General features: G+C 61.5%; 14 protein-coding genes. 2 read left to right on the forward strand and 12 right to left on the reverse strand.

Features of this window, described 5'->3' with window-relative positions; all coding sequences use genetic code 11:
* Positions 1–41 precede the first annotated feature (41 nt).
* The gene (lysM, locus tag G7047_RS19585; protein WP_166309203.1) at positions 42–509 is read left to right on the forward strand and encodes a peptidoglycan-binding protein LysM; all 468 of its coding nucleotides are present in this window, start codon (positions 42–44) and stop codon (positions 507–509) included.
* A 659-nt stretch (positions 510–1168) separates the two neighbouring features.
* Here the strand turns inward: lysM and G7047_RS19590 are convergent.
* The 12 genes from G7047_RS19590 to G7047_RS19645 all read right to left on the reverse strand — a co-directional run bounded on the left by G7047_RS19590 (position 1169) and on the right by G7047_RS19645 (position 13375).
* Positions 1169–1603: a rhodanese-like domain-containing protein gene (locus tag G7047_RS19590; RefSeq protein WP_166309206.1), complete on the reverse strand. Its 435-nt coding sequence runs from the start codon at positions 1601–1603 to the stop codon at positions 1169–1171.
* A gap of 47 nt (positions 1604–1650) precedes the next feature.
* Positions 1651–2655 carry a M48 family metallopeptidase gene (locus tag G7047_RS19595; protein ID WP_240939194.1) on the reverse strand — a complete coding sequence of 335 codons (1005 nt, stop codon included), beginning with the start codon at positions 2653–2655 and terminating at the stop codon, positions 1651–1653.
* Between the two features lie 28 nt (positions 2656–2683).
* On the reverse strand, positions 2684–3430 hold the full coding sequence (locus G7047_RS19600; protein WP_166309212.1) for a 1-acyl-sn-glycerol-3-phosphate acyltransferase: 747 nt from the start codon (positions 3428–3430) through the stop codon (positions 2684–2686).
* A 48-nt stretch (positions 3431–3478) separates the two neighbouring features.
* Positions 3479–4057, reverse strand: a complete 579-nt coding sequence (gene gmhB, locus G7047_RS19605) for a D-glycero-beta-D-manno-heptose 1,7-bisphosphate 7-phosphatase (RefSeq protein ID WP_166309215.1) — start codon at positions 4055–4057, stop codon at positions 3479–3481.
* Between the two features lie 91 nt (positions 4058–4148).
* Entirely contained in the window at positions 4149–6314 is a 2166-nt protein-coding gene (glyS, locus tag G7047_RS19610; RefSeq protein WP_166309218.1) for a glycine--tRNA ligase subunit beta, read from the reverse strand.
* Positions 6315–6341: 27 nt separating this feature from the next.
* Complete coding sequence (glyQ, locus tag G7047_RS19615; RefSeq protein WP_166309221.1) at positions 6342–7298, reverse strand: glycine--tRNA ligase subunit alpha; 957 nt, start codon at positions 7296–7298, stop codon at positions 6342–6344.
* A gap of 111 nt (positions 7299–7409) precedes the next feature.
* Positions 7410–8630, reverse strand: coding sequence for a beta-ketoacyl-ACP synthase I (gene fabB / locus G7047_RS19620; RefSeq protein ID WP_166309224.1), 1221 nt, complete (start codon positions 8628–8630; stop codon positions 7410–7412).
* Entirely contained in the window at positions 8627–9151 is a 525-nt protein-coding gene (gene fabA, locus G7047_RS19625; RefSeq protein WP_166309227.1) for a bifunctional 3-hydroxydecanoyl-ACP dehydratase/trans-2-decenoyl-ACP isomerase, read from the reverse strand. Before fabA ends, fabB begins: the two co-directional genes overlap by 4 nt.
* A 168-nt stretch (positions 9152–9319) precedes the next feature.
* Positions 9320–10912, reverse strand: coding sequence for an apolipoprotein N-acyltransferase (lnt, locus tag G7047_RS19630; protein WP_240939195.1), 1593 nt, complete (start codon positions 10910–10912; stop codon positions 9320–9322).
* Between the two features lie 32 nt (positions 10913–10944).
* Positions 10945–11826, reverse strand: a complete 882-nt coding sequence (locus tag G7047_RS19635) for an HlyC/CorC family transporter (protein WP_166309230.1) — start codon at positions 11824–11826, stop codon at positions 10945–10947.
* Positions 11827–11976: 150 nt separating this feature from the next.
* Positions 11977–12720, reverse strand: coding sequence for a GNAT family N-acetyltransferase (locus tag G7047_RS19640; protein ID WP_166309233.1), 744 nt, complete (start codon positions 12718–12720; stop codon positions 11977–11979).
* Positions 12721–12868: 148 nt separating this feature from the next.
* The gene (locus tag G7047_RS19645) at positions 12869–13375 is read right to left on the reverse strand and encodes an Lrp/AsnC family transcriptional regulator (RefSeq protein ID WP_166309236.1); all 507 of its coding nucleotides are present in this window, start codon (positions 13373–13375) and stop codon (positions 12869–12871) included.
* A gap of 257 nt (positions 13376–13632) precedes the next feature.
* On the opposite strand from G7047_RS19645, the gene hppD reads away from it, so the two are divergent.
* Positions 13633–14775, forward strand: a complete 1143-nt coding sequence (gene hppD, locus G7047_RS19650; RefSeq protein WP_166309239.1) for a 4-hydroxyphenylpyruvate dioxygenase — start codon at positions 13633–13635, stop codon at positions 14773–14775.
* The last annotated feature ends 38 nt before the right edge of the window (positions 14776–14813 follow it).

Raw genomic sequence — 14813 nt, forward strand, 5'->3', positions numbered from 1 at the left:
GTGGCAAGTCGCTTTAATCCGCAACCTTAGGAGATCACAGCATGGGATTGTTTAGTTTCATCAAAGAAGCCGGTGAAAAACTCTTTGGCGGTTCGTCCGCTCAGGCATCTCCCTCCGAAGACCCGAACGCCAAGGCGGCCTCCGCCATTGCGACCTACATCGGCGCACAGAACCTCGGCGTGTCCGATGTAGCCGTCAAGTTCGACGGTGCCTCCGGAGCCGTGACCGTGAGCGGCGTCGCCCCCACTCAGGCTGCCAAGGAAAAAGTCACCCTGTGCTGCGGCAACGTGGCCAGCGTCCAGTCCGTGGACAACCAGATGAGCGTGACCAATCCGGAACCCGAAGCCCAGTACCACGACGTGGTGCGCGGCGACACACTGTCAGCCATCGCCAAGAAGTACTACGGCGACGCCAACAAGTACCCTGCTATTTTCGAGGCCAACAAGCCCATGCTGTCCAGCCCCGACAAGATCTATCCGGGCCAGAAGCTGCGTATTCCTGCGCTGTAAAGCGAATTTTTGTGCCTGTTGCTGGGCACGATCAATGAAAAAAGCCGGAGGCCTTGAGGGCTTCTGGCTTTTTTTTATTTGCTTGGTTGGGATTTGACACCGGGACTGCTCCTCTCTACTTATTTGAGGGCGGAGGCCGGGAGTTCCGCCCGGCGGCGGAGTAACTTTTTGGTCTTGCCCAAAAAGTCACCAAAAATACGCTTTTCAATACCCGCGGCAGAACTCTCTGCGTGCCCTTCGGGCACTCCGTTCGGGCAACCGCCGCGAGTCAGTGTTTTCATAGGAGGAACATTCGGCACGTCGCTGCGCTCGTGCCGTGCATCTCGCGACTTCGCGAGATGTGGGTGCGCCGATGTTGTGCGATTCACTGGCACCGCGAGATCGCCCTCGCTGAAAAAGCGCAGTGGGCATTTGCGCCTCAACCCGACTCCACAAACGCCCCGGCACGAGCGCAGCGACGTGCCGCAAACTCCTCTTCGTTAGCCTCTAGCTCGCGGCGGTTGCCCGAACGAAGCGACGCAGTCGCGCAGTGAGTTCTGCCGCGTGACCCCGCATTCAAAGCGCGTTTTTGGTGACTTTTTGCGCGCAAGCAAAAAGTTACTCGCCCGCCGGGGCGAGACCCGGCCTCCGAACTCAACCAAAGAGCAGAAGAAAAAACGTCACTGCCTCCAAGGCAACCCGCGAAAACGCCACCCCCCCAGCCGATTCCGCTGCCCATTCCCATCCACATCCCCCTCAAACCCCTCAAGGATGTTGTAAGCCTCAACCCCCAACTCCGCAGCCCGCTTGGCCGCAGCCACAGACCGCACCCCACTGCGACACAGCAGCACCGCCTTCAAACCAGAAGGCACCGCAGCCCGCAACTGCTCATCGAACGCCGCATTCATCGCCATGCCCGGCCACTGCTTCCACGCCACCGCGACCGCACCAGGCACGTAGCCCACCCATTCGCGCTCGGCATCGGTGCGCACATCAATCAAAACGGCCTTGCCCTCCTGCACCCATTGCCAGGCGAGTTGCGAACTGACATCGCCCGCATAGCCATCGGCGGGCTGGACTGTGTCAGGGACGGAAGAGTTGGGCGTCGTATTCATGGTGATCATTCTGTCAGAAGCGTCGCCGCGCCCGGAAGGAATCAGCATCACTCCCAGGAGGGGGTCGCTTCGTCCTTGAGGCTGCGGCGCAGCGCCTTGTAGTCTGGCATCACCGTGGCGACGGTGCCCCAAAAGCGCGGTGAGTGGTCCATGACGCGCAGATGCGAGAGCTCGTGTACGACCACATAGTCGATCACCGAATGCCTGAAATGCAGCAGCCGCCAGTTCAGGCAGATGGAGCCGTCCGAGCGCGCGCTGCCCCAACGGGTTTGCGCGCTCGAAAGGCGCAGACGCGTCCAGCGCACACCGAGCTGCGGCGCGAAATAGTTGAGTCGCTCGATGAAATGCGCGCGAGCCTGCCTGAGCAACCAGGCATGCACCGCGTCGCGGATCTTGGCGGGCTCGGCTGTGGTCGGCAGCGCGATGTGCAGTTCGCGCGGCGCGCCTGCGTGCAGTGCGTCGATCAGGGCCCCACCCCGCTCCTTGAAGCGATGCTCGGCGTCGAGAACGATTTTGAGCGGTTCACCGAACAAAGGAAACATGCCGCCGTTTCGCCACTCGATGCGTGCATCCGCGCGCTTTTGCTGGCGCAGTTGTGCATCGCCGAGCTTGCGCAGAATCCAGTCCGATTTTTCCTTGAGCGCATCGTCGATGGCCGACAAGGTCACCCATGCCGGCGCACGCACAGACAGGCCGTCGGCATCGACCACAAAGCCAATGCTGCGACGGCGTACGCGCGTGAGCGCATAGGCCACGCGCGCGTTGCCGAGCAGCAGCTCTCGATTGGCGTTGGGGTGGCGAAAGGATGCGGGCTGCAGCACGCGCGAGAGCGGCTCGGGGGCCGGGTCTGTTTGTGTCAATGGAGGAGTTGCGGGCGCTGGTTCAGCAGAGCGCTCGCCCCACAGGTCCTGAGAATCATCTGATGCCGGCTTCAGGCGTCGGCTGCGGCCATCTTGCGTGGAGCTAGGTGCTGCCGGTTTGCGGGGGGCTGTTGCAGGTTCGGGCACCGGCTTGTCGGCATCGCCTGCGATGCCAAACAGCTCAAGAGCCATCTGAATCAAGCCCTGCCCCATTTGTCGATTACTTTCCGGGACGATAAGCGTCGGGATCGAGGCGTCGCATTTCCGCTTCGATCCAGTCCTGCGCGGCTTGCATCAGATCGTCCTGATTCATCCCTTCGGAGGAAATCTGCGGGCCCACCGACACGTCAACGATGCCGGGGCGCTTGGTGAACGGCGTCTTGGGCCAGACGCGGGCCGAGGTCACCGCAATTGGCACCACCGGCACACCGGCGCTCACGGCCAGACGCGCACCGCCACTCTTGTACTGCCCGACCTCGCCGCGCGGGATGCGCGTGCCCTCGGGGAACATGATCACCCAGGTGCCCTGCGACAGCAGCTTACGGCCTTGCTGCAGCACCTTGGCGAAGGCGCGGCTGCCTTGGCTGCGGTCGATGTGCACCATGTCAAGACTGCCGATGGCCCAGCCAAAGAACGGGATCTTGAGCAGTTCCTTCTTGAACACGTAGGCGAGCTGGCGCGGCATGATGGCCGGCATCAGAAAGGTCTCGTAAGTGGACTGGTGCTTGCACAGCAGCACCACGCCCTGCTTGGGATCGGTCGGCAGGTTCTCCATGCCGGTGACGCGGTAGCTGATGCCCATCAGCGGACACGCGCTGTGCACCGACAGTGCAAGCCAGGCACGCGCGATGCGGTAGACCGTATCCTGCGAACCGCCAAACAAGCGCACCACCAGCATCGCCAGCGAATAAGGAATCACGGTGACACTCATCCACAGCAGATGAAGAACGGAACGGATGAAAGCCATAGTGTTGAGTGAATCAGTCAGTTTCTTGAATTTATGTCCGCCCAGCCATCAATGCGCGGTTGCCTTGGCGGCCCGAGCCGCAGTGATGAAGTCTGCAAAAGCAGTCAGATCTGTGTGCACATGCGTTCCCTCCGGCCAGGGGGCTGGTAACACGCCCGTAGGAACATCCATCTCGGCAGCAGCGCCCGTGCAAACCAAATGCAGTTGCGGAACACCGATGGCCGCCGCCGCCTGCAGGTGTGACAGCGCGCTACCCACCGCCACCATCTCGCTGCGCTCCACGCCGTAGCGATCCCGAATTTGCTCCATCAGACCAGGCGCAGGTTTACGGCAGCTGCAGTGTTCAGCGTCCGAATGCGGGCAGAAAAATACCGCATCAATACGGCCACCAAGCGCCGCTACCTGTTTGAGCATGCGCGAATGAATGGCGTTGAGTGCATGCACGTCGATCACACCGCGCCCGAGTCCCGGCTGGTTGGTGGCGATCACCACATGCCAGCCCGCACGCGAAAGCCGCGCCACGGCTTCCAATGCGCCAGGAATCGGAATCCATTCGTCAGGAGTGGCGATGTACTCGTTGCCCAGAACGTTGAGCGTGCCGTCGCGGTCGAAGATGGCGATTTTCATGACTGGATTATGAAAGCATTCGGGCGAAATCCCGCTCTACATTGTCCACACATCTTCGGGCCACGTTCGCATTGGCGTTAGCAGTGTCCGCTCAAGCCAGACGAGACAGGTCGGCAACGCGGTTCATCGCCACGTGCAGCGACTTGAGCAGGCCCTGACGATTCAAGCGCACATCCTCTTCTTCCGCATTGACCATCACGTCGTCGAAGAATTGATCGACGGGCGCACGCAGCGCGGCCAGCGTCTGCAGGCTGCCGGTGTAGTCGCCATTGGCAAACTTCTCATCGGCCACCGGCACGGTCAGCTGCATGGCGGCGTAGAGCGCCTGCTCCGCAGCTTCCTTGAGCATGGCGGGATTGACGTGCGCGTCCACCTCACCAGCCTTCTTGAGAATGTTGCCGATACGCTTGTTGGCGGCCGCTAGCGCGGGCGCTTCAGGCAGTTCGGCGAACGCGCGCACGGCCTGCAGCGCCTTGGGGATCTCGCCCCATAGCACGTTGGCAGCAATCACCGCATCGGCTTCCTGCGCGCTGTAGCCCTGCTCGCGCAGGTAGCCCGCAAGGCGCTCGTGGATGAATTCGAGCAGTTGTGCGTTGCTCTTGCCAGCATCGGGCAGCAGCGCGCCGAAGCTCTCGGACGCGGCCTTGACGACGCTTGGCAGATCAAGCGGCAATTCCTTTTCGATCAACATGCGAACCACGCCTAAAGCGTGGCGGCGCAGCGCGAACGGATCACGGTCGCCGGTTGGCAGATTGCCGATGCCGAACATACCGACCAGCGTTTCCAGCTTGTCAGCCAGCGCCACGATCACGCCCACGTTTTCACGCGGCAGCTCGTCGCCCGCAAAGCGCGGCTTGTAGTGGTCCTCGATGGCGTGGGCCACTTCCACGGCGAGGCCGTCATTGGCGGCGTAGTAGCCGCCCATGATGCCCTGCAGCTCGGGGAATTCGCCGACCATGTCGGTCACCAGATCGGTCTTGGCGAGCAGCGCGGCGTTGTCCACGCAGTCCATCAGATAGTCGCGCGCGAGTTCGCCCTCGACGGAAAGCAGTGCGGGGTTCTCCGCGACGATGGCGGTGAACATCTGCGTGGCGATGGCTTTGGCGATATCGCGCACACGCTGTGTGCGCTCGCCCTGCGTGCCGAGCTTGTTGTGATAGACCACCTTGGAGAGCAGATCGACGCGGCTTGCCAACGTCTTCTTGCGGTCCTGATCGAAGAAGAACTTCGCATCGGCCAGACGCGGGCGCACCACACGCTCGTTGCCGCCGGTCACGGCGCTCGCATCGGCAGGGCTGATGTTGCTCACCACCAGAAACTGGTTGGTCAGCTTGCCTTCGGCCGAGAGCAGCGGGAAGTACTTCTGGTTGGCCTTCATCGTGAGGATCAGGCATTCCTGCGGCACGTCGAGGAATTCCTTCTCGAACTGGCAGACCAGCACGCTCGGGCGCTCGACCAGCGCAGTCACTTCGTCGAGCAAAGCCTCGTCTTCAATGGCCTTGACGCCACCGCCCACGCGCTCGGCCGCGGCCTTCAGCTGGCGGGCGATCTCGTCACGGCGCTCGGTAAAACTGGCGATCACCGCGCCCTGCTCGCGCAATTGCTTGGCGTAGTCGTCCGCACTGGCGAACACCACCGGGTCGACGCTCGCCTCAAAGCGATGGCCATGGGTGGAGTTGCCCGCCGTGAGTCCCAGCGCGTTCACCGACAACAGCACCTCGGTGCCGTGCAGCGCGACGAGGCCGTGCGCCGGGCGCACGAAGTTCACGCTGCTCCAGCCGTCCTGCAACTGGTAGCGCATGACCTTGGGAATCGGCAGCTTCGCGATGGCTTCGTCGAGCGCCTTCTGCACGCCTTCGGTGAGCTGCGCGCCCTTGGCGGTGCTGTTGTAGAAAAGAATGTCGGCCTTGCCATCGTTCTGGCGATCCAGCGCGGCGACGGCGGATTCGTCGGCACCCAGCGCATTGAGCTTTTTCAGCAGCGCAGGGGTCGCCTTGCCGTCGGCCGTGAGGCCCACGGTCACCGGCATGAGCTTTTGCGAGACGGCCTTGTCGGCGGCCTGGGGTAGCACTTCGGTGATGTGGGCCGCCAGACGGCGCGGCGACGCGTAGGCCGTCAAGCGCGAGTCAGAAGACGTCAGGCCCTGTGCCTTGAGCTGCTCGTACATCACGCCCGCAAAGGCGTCGCCAAGCTTTTGCAGCACCTTTGGCGGCAGCTCTTCCACGAACAGTTCAACAAGAAGATTCGGAGTGGTCATGATCGATGGTTCTTTCGCTTCTGCGCCTCAGGCGGCCTTCTTGTTGTTCTGTTGTTGCTCGGCCTTGGCGAGATCCGCCAGCACTTCGTCAGCCCATTCCTTGGGCGCCATCGGGAATCCGAGGCGCGCGCGGCTGTCCAGATAGGCCTTGGCCACGGCACGCGCCAAGTTGCGGATGCGGCCGATGTAGGCAGCGCGCTCGGTCACCGAGATGGCACCGCGTGCGTCCAGCAGATTGAAGGTGTGAGCGGCTTTGAGCACTTGCTCATAGGCCGGAAGCGCGAGTTTTTGCTCAATCAGATGCTGGGCCTGCTTTTCGTAGGCACCGAAAGCGGTGAACAGGAACTCGGCATCGGAATGCTCAAAGTTGTAGGCCGACTGTTCGACCTCATTCTGGTGGAACACGTCGCCGTAGGACAGCTTGCGGCCGCTGCCATCAACGGTCCAGACCAAGTCGTACATGTTCTCGACGCCCTGCAGATACATCGCGAGGCGTTCGAGACCATAGGTGATCTCGCCGGTCGCGGGTTTGCAGTCGATGCCGCCGACCTGCTGGAAATAAGTGAACTGCGTCACTTCCATGCCGTTGAGCCAGACTTCCCAGCCGAGACCCCAGGCGCCCAGCGTCGGATTTTCCCAGTCGTCTTCGACGAAGCGGATGTCGTTCTTCTTCAGATCAAAACCCAGCGCCTCGAGCGAGCCAAGGTACAGCTCCAGAATGTTGTCCGGTGCTGGCTTCAGAACGACTTGGTACTGGTAGTAGTGCTGACCACGGTTCGGGTTCTCGCCGTAGCGGCCGTCCTTGGGGCGGCGGCTGGGCTGCACATAGGCTGCCTTCCACGGTTCCGGGCCCAGCGCGCGCAGGAAGGTGGCGGTGTGCGAGGTGCCCGCGCCCACTTCCATGTCATAGGGCTGCAGGAGTGCGCAGCCCTGGTCGGCCCAATACGACTGCAGCTTGAGGATGATTTGTTGGAAGGTCAGCATGACTGGTTCTGTCTTGTTCGATGAACGCGCTTTTCGCGCGTGAACCGAACATTTTAGTTTGCACAAACAAAACGGGGGCCGCAGCCCCCGAGAATCTCGATAGTGACAGTGTTACTTACCGTCCCAGCGGCGCAACACCAGCGACGCGTTGGTGCCGCCAAAGCCGAAGCTGTTGGACAGCGCCTGACGCACCGGGGCGTCGCGCGTCACGGTCACGAGCGGCATGCCTTCGGCGGCGGGCTCGAGCGTTTCCACGTTGGCCGAACCGGCGATGAAGCCCTTGTTCATCATGATCAGGCAGTAGATCGCTTCCTGCACGCCGGTCGCGCCCAGCGAGTGGCCGGTCAGCGACTTGGTCGACGAGAACGCGGGAATGTCCGAGCCGAACACTTCGCGGATCGCGCGCAGCTCGGGCACGTCGCCCACGGGGGTCGATGTGCCGTGCGTGTTGATGTAATCGATGGGGCCTTCCAGGCCTTCGATGGCCTGGCGCATGCAAGCGATCGCGCCGTCACCGGAAGGGGCAACCATATCTTCGCCGTCGCTGGTCGCGCCGAAGCCGACCACTTCGCCGAGCATGTTCGCGCCGCGCGCCAGAGCATGCTCCAGGCTTTCGAGCACCACCGCGCCGCCGCCGCCCGCGATCACGAAACCGTCACGATTTGCGTCGTAAGCGCGAGAAGCCTTTTCGGGCGTCGCGTTGTACTTGGCAGACATCGCGCCCATGCCGTCGAACAGCAGCGCCATGCCCCAAGACAGCTCTTCACCGCCGCCTGCGAACATCACATCCTGCATGCCCCAAGCGATCTGCTGGGCAGCCGCGCCGATGCAATGCGCCGAGGTGCTGCAGGCTGAGGTGATCGAATAGTTGATGCCCTTGATCGCGAAATTCGTTGACAGGCAGGCGGACACCGTGGAGCTCATGCAGCGTGTGACCTGATACGGTCCCACGCGGCGAATGCCCTTGCTGCGCAGCGTGTCGGCCGCTTCGATCTGGTTGGCTGGCGAACCGCCGCCCGAGCCCATGATCAGGCCGGTGCGCGGATTCGAAACCTGATCTGGCGTGAGTCCCGCCTGAGCAATCGCATCCGTCAGCGCGATGTGCGCATAGGCTGCAGCATCCCCCATGAAACGCAGTTGCTTGCGGTCGATGCGCTCTTCCAGATTGATCTCGGGAATGCCCGCCACCTGACTGCGCAGGCCCAGCTCGACAAACTCGGGCATAGCCTTGATGCCGGGACGGCTCGCGCGCAGCGAAGCCTCCACCGTTCCAAGGTCGTTGCCGATGCACGAGACAATGCCCGCGCCCGTGATCACCACGCGCTTTTTCATGCTGCAGCCCCTTGGCCGTTGCCTTCGCGCATGAACAAACCTACACGCAGGTCATTGGCCACGTAGATTTCCTTGCCGTCGGCGAGCAAACGCGCGTCGCCGATGGCCATATTGAGCTTGCGTTTGATGACACGCTTGATGTCAATTTCGTAAGTGACCAGCTTCACATCGGGTCCGACCTCGCCGGTGAACTTGACTTCACCTGCGCCAAGGGCACGGCCACGGCCCGGTAGTTGCAGCCAGGTCAGGTAGAAACCGATCAGTTGCCACATGGCGTCGAGGCCGAGGCAGCCCGGCATCACCGGATCGCCCTGGAAATGGCAGTCAAAAAACCACAGATCAGGCTTGACGTCGAGCTCGGCAACGATTTTTCCCAGACCATGCGCACCGCCATCGCTGTCGATGTGGGTGATGCGGTCAAACATCAGCATGGGAGGCAGGGGCAGGCGCCCGCTGTCCGGCGTGAACAACCGGCCCTCACCGGAGGCGATCAGTTGCTCATAGGAAAAGGAATCAGCCATTGTCAGTCATTCTCCAGACGGCCAAGCGCCATCTTCGTGGGATAGCCGGAGTTGATTCCGGCCATAAACATTCTTGCAAAAGGGCATCATTATCAAGGCTTGCAGTAGTCCAACAGCAACAAGGGGCCAAGAAAATCATACAAAACCCAGATAGTTCGCTGATTATCGTCAATGCACAACACCCACTCGGTGACGATTTCCCCGGATTCCAAGCAGAACGGCGACGACCAGCCCCAGCCCCCAGAGCGGCCAGAGCCCGAATCGGCCCACCCACCACGCAAATGGCGTGACCGGCCCGGACACTCCCCGAACCTCCGCCAGCAGCACGCCGCGCTTGTCATTTTCAAGGCGATGCGTGACCTGTCCGCGATGGTCGATCACAGCAGTGGCACCGGTGTTGGTTGCACGCACCATCGGGCGCTCGAACTCCAGCGTGCGCAGGCGGCTGATCGCCAGATGCTGGTCAATCGCCACGGAATCGCCGAACCAACCGATGTTGCTGAGGTTCACCATGAAGGTCGGCGCACGGGCCGCATCGACGAAGCGCGCACCCAGTTCCTCACCGAACAAATCTTCGTAACAAATGTTCGGAGCGATGCGCTCGCCCTTCCAGTCGAACGAATCCTGCCCGATGTGGCCGCGATTGAAGTCGCCAAGCGGAATGTTCATCATCTCGGTGAACCAGCGGAAGAACGGCGGAATGAACTCGCCGAACGGCACCAGATGGTGCTTGTCATATTGATACGGTTTTTGCATGCCCGGCGCATAGCCGTAGACCGAATTGGTATATCCCTCGGTGAAATTACCGAGCGGAATGCCCACAAGCAGCGCCTGCTCGCCATTCGGCTTCACATAGCGCTCGGTGATGGCCTCGAGGTAACCCGTCGGCAACTGCTTGGGCAACAGCGGAATGGCCGTCTCGGGCGCCACCACCAATTGGGCCGTGGCCTCGCGCAGGCGTCCTGCGTACCAGTCCAGCGCCATAGGAATGCCGCTGCCGGGCAGGAATTTTTCATCCTGCGGAATCTGTCCTTGCATCAGGGCCAGCGTCATTGGTTGGGAGAGATGGCTGGCATCCGCCTTCTTGAGCTCGGTCTGACGCTGCGAGGCCAGACCGCCGAACACCATGAGCACACCCGCCACGCCGACCCACCATTTTTGGTTGCCGGCGTCCTCGGAACGCATCATGGCAATCGCAGCCGCGATGAAGGCGGCGGCAAAGCACATGCCATACACGCCCACATAGCGCGCAAGCGCCGCGAGCGGCCCCTCGACATGTGCGTAACCGATGGCGCCCCACGGAAAGCCCGTCCACCATTGCCCGCGAGCGAGTTCCGCGAGCAGCCACAGCGCAGCGAAGAAGAACGCTGCGTGCAGGCGGTTGTCCGACTGACGCTTGCGAAACCACCAGACAGCTATCGCGTAGTACCCGCCCACAAATGCGGCCAGCCCCAGCACTGCGGCGACGGCCAGCGGCGCGGCGAGGCCACCGTAAGTGTGCATGGAGATGTAGAGCCACCAGAACGTGCCGCAAAGCCAGGCCGTGGCAAACAGCCAAGCCATGAACCCCGCGCGGCGCGGTGTAGCGCTCCGGAGAATCGCATGGACGAAAGCCGCCAGCGCCGCGATCTGCAGCCACCACAGCGGTTGCCCCCTCCAAGGCCAGGCGAGCGACAGCGCCTGCGCCACGCCAGCCAACAAAACCAGTGGCCAGAGCCACCATGCGCCACCCGCGTTGTGGGCGGCGGGATCAACTTGCACAACGCCAGACTGCTGCATCGTCACCCTTGTCTTCAGGAATCGTCTGTGTCCGCATCCGCCGGTGCGGGCGAAACTTTGAACCAGCGCACCGCCCCGCCCTTGCCGTGCAGCACGACAAAGCGCAGGCCACCGAGGTCGAAATGCTCGCCCTTGCGCGGCACGCGGCCAAGTTCGTGGGTGATCAGGCCACCGATGGTATCGAAGGACTCATCGGGATCGCTGCTTCTGAGCTCGACGTTGAACGTCTCCGCTACGCGCTCGACCGGGGTGTCGCCGCTCACGCGGTAGGTCTGGTCGGCCAGGCCGAAGATGTCGCCCTCTTCCTCGGGCACATCGAACTCGTCCTCGATCTCGCCGACGATTTCCTCGATCACGTCCTCAAAGGTCACCAGCCCCGCAATGCGGCCGAACTCGTCGATCACGATGGCCATGTGGCTGCGCGAGCTGCGGAATTCGGTGGAGAGGTCGTTCAGGCTCTTGCTTTCAGGCACGAACAGCGCCGGGCGAACCATGGTGCGGATGTTGAGGCTGGGAGAGCGCGAGAGCTTGAGCAGGTCCTTGGCGAGCAGCACGCCGATGATGTTGTCGCGCTCGCCCTGATAAACCGGAAAGCGCGAGTGCGCGGTGCGGATCACCTGCAGGATCAGCTCGTCAATGGGCTCGTCGATGTTCAGCAGGTCCATGCGCGTGGCAGGCACCATCACGTCGCTGGCCGTCATCTCGGCCATGCGCAGCACGCGCTCCAGCAGCACCCGGGTGTCGGCGTTGATGACGTCGTCATCCTCGGCCTCGGCCATGGCCGCCACCAGTTCCTCGGTGGAATTGGGGCCCGGGTTGATGAATTCGATGACGCGTTGCAGAAGGCTGCGCTTGTCTTCCCTTTCGGAACCTCGCGCGGGATGGGGGTCTGACACGGTCTTGTATGCAGGACGTGCGGTAGTGAAACAGTCCTCTAGGATAGCGGATTGTTCAAATTCGCCTGCCAGCAGGGTTGGCAGCGGCGGGCAGCAACGGCCCGCGCACTCTGGCCTTTTCAGCAGCTTTATTCAGCCGCCTACTCAGCATTACTCAGCAGCTTGGTGGCGACCTTCGCGCACGCCTTTGCGGATTTCCTGCAGGCCACCGAGCATGCTCCAGAACTGCTTGGCCTGCTTCTTGAACTGGTAGTCCATCTCGCCGAACTGCACAGCCACCAGCTTGCTCACATGCGTATCGAAGCTTGCGGGCGGCAGCTCAAGGTAGGCCTCGGACTCGGAGCCGTCACGGTGCACGGTGGCGCCGGCGTTGCGGGCGATCTTGAGCATCGCGGTGTTTTCGGAGAGCGCGTGGATGAACATCATCTTCACGTCGCGGCTGCGCGCCAGCATCACGGCGCGGTCGAATAGCTGCGCGCCGTAGCCACGGCCACGCGCCTTGGACAGCACGGACACGCCGAATTCCGCGCAGCTCTTGAATTCTTCATGCGCCGCATAGGCCACATGGGCCATGGCGATGAGCTCGAGGCGGCGGTTGAAGATACCGATGACCTCATCGCGCTCGAAATCGATGTGATCGACGTAGCGGCGCACCTGCGCGTCGCTGGCTGGATAGCCAAAGCGCAGGTAACGGTCTTCCGGGCCGAGGCTCAGCAGATGGGCGGCAATGCGCTCGCGATGCTGGGCAGCCAGCGAACGGATAGGCACTGAAGCAGAAACCATTTTTGAAGCACCTCGTTGTGTCGGCGTCGTTTGAGCGTCATTGGAGCTTGCACCCCAGATGCGTCGACCCATGTCCCAGGAAGCGAGTAGCCAGTCTTTCGTCAATAGCATGATGTCGCCATTCTAGGGTTTTCCCTAGGAATGCGCATCTCGAATATTGCATTGCAATATAAAAACTGGGGATGTTGGCGTTTGTTGTCAGTTGCCTGGCTTTGAATCCAACCAACATGCCATTTTTCGCTCTCAATTTAAGAGCGTATCAAACAGGAACTGCCGTGGTTGCCTTGACACGATCAAGCACGAAGCTGGTCTTGCAGTCCTGCACGCTCGGATGCTTGAGCAGCGTGTCCATGATGAAGCGGCTGTAGTGCGCCATGTCGGCCACGACCACGCGCAGCAGATAGTCCATCTCGCCAGTGAGCGCCGAGCACTCCACCACCTCGGGCCAGCTCTGCACGCTCGCACGGAACAGGTCCATGGGATTGCGCTTGTGGCTCTCAGTGTTCTTCTCGAGCCGCACATTGATGTAGGCTGTCAGCCCCAGTCCCACGGCCTCGGGTTTGACCAGCGCGACATAGCGTTCGATGATGCCAGCATCCTCCAGACGCTTGGCCCGGCGCAGCACGGCACTCGGCGACAGACCGACCCGCTCGCCAATCACATCGTAGGTCTCGCGGCCATTGGCCTGCAGGCTGCGCAGGATGGCGCGATCCAGCTTGTCCAGCGATGCGACGGTGGTTTCACCAGTGACTGAAGAAGTACTCATGGGAAGCGATTTTCAGCCACAAGAAAGCGCAAGTTAACCCGAGACTTCCCTAGCGCAATAATATTGCACACCATTTGACAAATTCACATTAATAGTGCAATAGATGTCGAATTTCTAGATGAAATAGGCGAAAAAATCAATGCTTCGCCAATTACATTCAACACTGCGCGAGTACACGCCTTTCGCGACAGTGCACGGCTCGAAAGGCCTTCGCTGAATTGACCCAACACCACGAACTTCCCGCACGGAGACACGCCATGAACGCTCCCATCGCCGACAAGACAATCGACAACACAGCAACCACTGGCGATTCCGCCTGGGAGAATCCCATGGGCACGGACGGTTTCGAATTCATCGAATACGCCGCCCCCGATCCAACCGCCATGGGCAAGGCCTTCGAGGCCATGGGCTTCAAGCCGGTGGCGCGCCATCGCCACAAGAATGTGCTGCTCTACCGTCAGGGCGAGATCAACTTCATCATCAACGCCGAGCCCGACAGCTTCGCCCAGCGCTTTGCGCGCCTGCACGGCCCCAGCGTCTGCGCCATCGCCTTCCGCGTGCACGACGCCAAGGCCGCCTACGAGCGCGCGCTCAACCTCGGCGCCTGGGGCTATGCGGGCACGTCAGAGCCCGGCCAACTGAACATTCCTGCGATCAAGGGCGTGGGCGACAGCCTGATCTATTTCGTGGACCGCTGGCGCGGCAAGAACGGTGCGCGTCCCGGCGACATCGGCAACATCGGCTTTTTCGATGTGGATTTCGTGCCACTGCCTGGCATCAGTACCGAGGAGATGCTGCACCCCAAGGGCGCAGGGCTGACCTATGTGGATCACCTCACGCACAACGTGCACCGAGGCCGCATGGTGGAGTGGGCGGATTTCTACGAGCGCCTGTTCAACTTCCGCGAGGTCAAGTACTTCGACATCGAGGGCCAGGTCACCGGCGTCAAGAGCAAGGCCATGACCAGCCCCTGCGGCAAGATCCGCATTCCGATCAATGAAGAAGGCAAGGAAAAGCCGGGCCAGATTCAGGAATATCTGGACATGTACAAGGGCGAAGGTATCCAGCACATCGCCATGGGATCGGACGATCTGTACCAGACGGTCGACAAACTGCGTAGCAACGGTGTGCGCCTGCTGGACACCATCGACACTTACTACGAGCTGGTCAACAAGCGCATTCCCGGCCACGGAGAGAGCGTGGAGGAGCTGCAAAAACGCAAGATCCTCATTGACGGCAAGAAGGACGCTGTTCTGCTGCAGATCTTCAGCGAGAACCAGCTCGGTCCGATCTTCTTCGAATTCATCCAGCGCAAGGGCGACGATGGCTTCGGCAACGGCAACTTCAAGGCGCTGTTCGAAAGCATTGAGCTTGACCAGATGCGTCGCGGAGTTCTGTGACCATCGCAGTTTGCGATTGCACGATCTCCGGTTAACAA

Origin of the sequence: Diaphorobacter sp. HDW4A (assembly GCF_011305995.1) — a bacterium.
Classification (GTDB): domain Bacteria; phylum Pseudomonadota; class Gammaproteobacteria; order Burkholderiales; family Burkholderiaceae_C; genus Diaphorobacter_A.

Bases quoted from the DNA above. Each gene is read 5' to 3' on its own strand.
- lysM (WP_166309203.1), top strand. From the start codon at position 42: ATGGGATTGTTTAGTTTCATCAAAGAAGCCGGTGAAAAACTCTTTGGC.
- G7047_RS19590 (WP_166309206.1), bottom strand. From the start codon at position 1,603: ATGAATACGACGCCCAACTCTTCCGTCCCTGACACAGTCCAGCCCGCC.
- G7047_RS19595 (WP_240939194.1), bottom strand. From the start codon at position 2,655: ATGGCTCTTGAGCTGTTTGGCATCGCAGGCGATGCCGACAAGCCGGTG.
- G7047_RS19600 (WP_166309212.1), bottom strand. From the start codon at position 3,430: ATGGCTTTCATCCGTTCCGTTCTTCATCTGCTGTGGATGAGTGTCACC.
- gmhB (WP_166309215.1), bottom strand. From the start codon at position 4,057: ATGAAAATCGCCATCTTCGACCGCGACGGCACGCTCAACGTTCTGGGC.
- glyS (WP_166309218.1), bottom strand. From the start codon at position 6,314: ATGACCACTCCGAATCTTCTTGTTGAACTGTTCGTGGAAGAGCTGCCG.
- glyQ (WP_166309221.1), bottom strand. From the start codon at position 7,298: ATGCTGACCTTCCAACAAATCATCCTCAAGCTGCAGTCGTATTGGGCC.
- fabB (WP_166309224.1), bottom strand. From the start codon at position 8,630: ATGAAAAAGCGCGTGGTGATCACGGGCGCGGGCATTGTCTCGTGCATC.
- fabA (WP_166309227.1), bottom strand. From the start codon at position 9,151: ATGGCTGATTCCTTTTCCTATGAGCAACTGATCGCCTCCGGTGAGGGC.
- G7047_RS19640 (WP_166309233.1), bottom strand. From the start codon at position 12,720: ATGCTATTGACGAAAGACTGGCTACTCGCTTCCTGGGACATGGGTCGA.
- G7047_RS19645 (WP_166309236.1), bottom strand. From the start codon at position 13,375: ATGAGTACTTCTTCAGTCACTGGTGAAACCACCGTCGCATCGCTGGAC.
- hppD (WP_166309239.1), top strand. From the start codon at position 13,633: ATGAACGCTCCCATCGCCGACAAGACAATCGACAACACAGCAACCACT.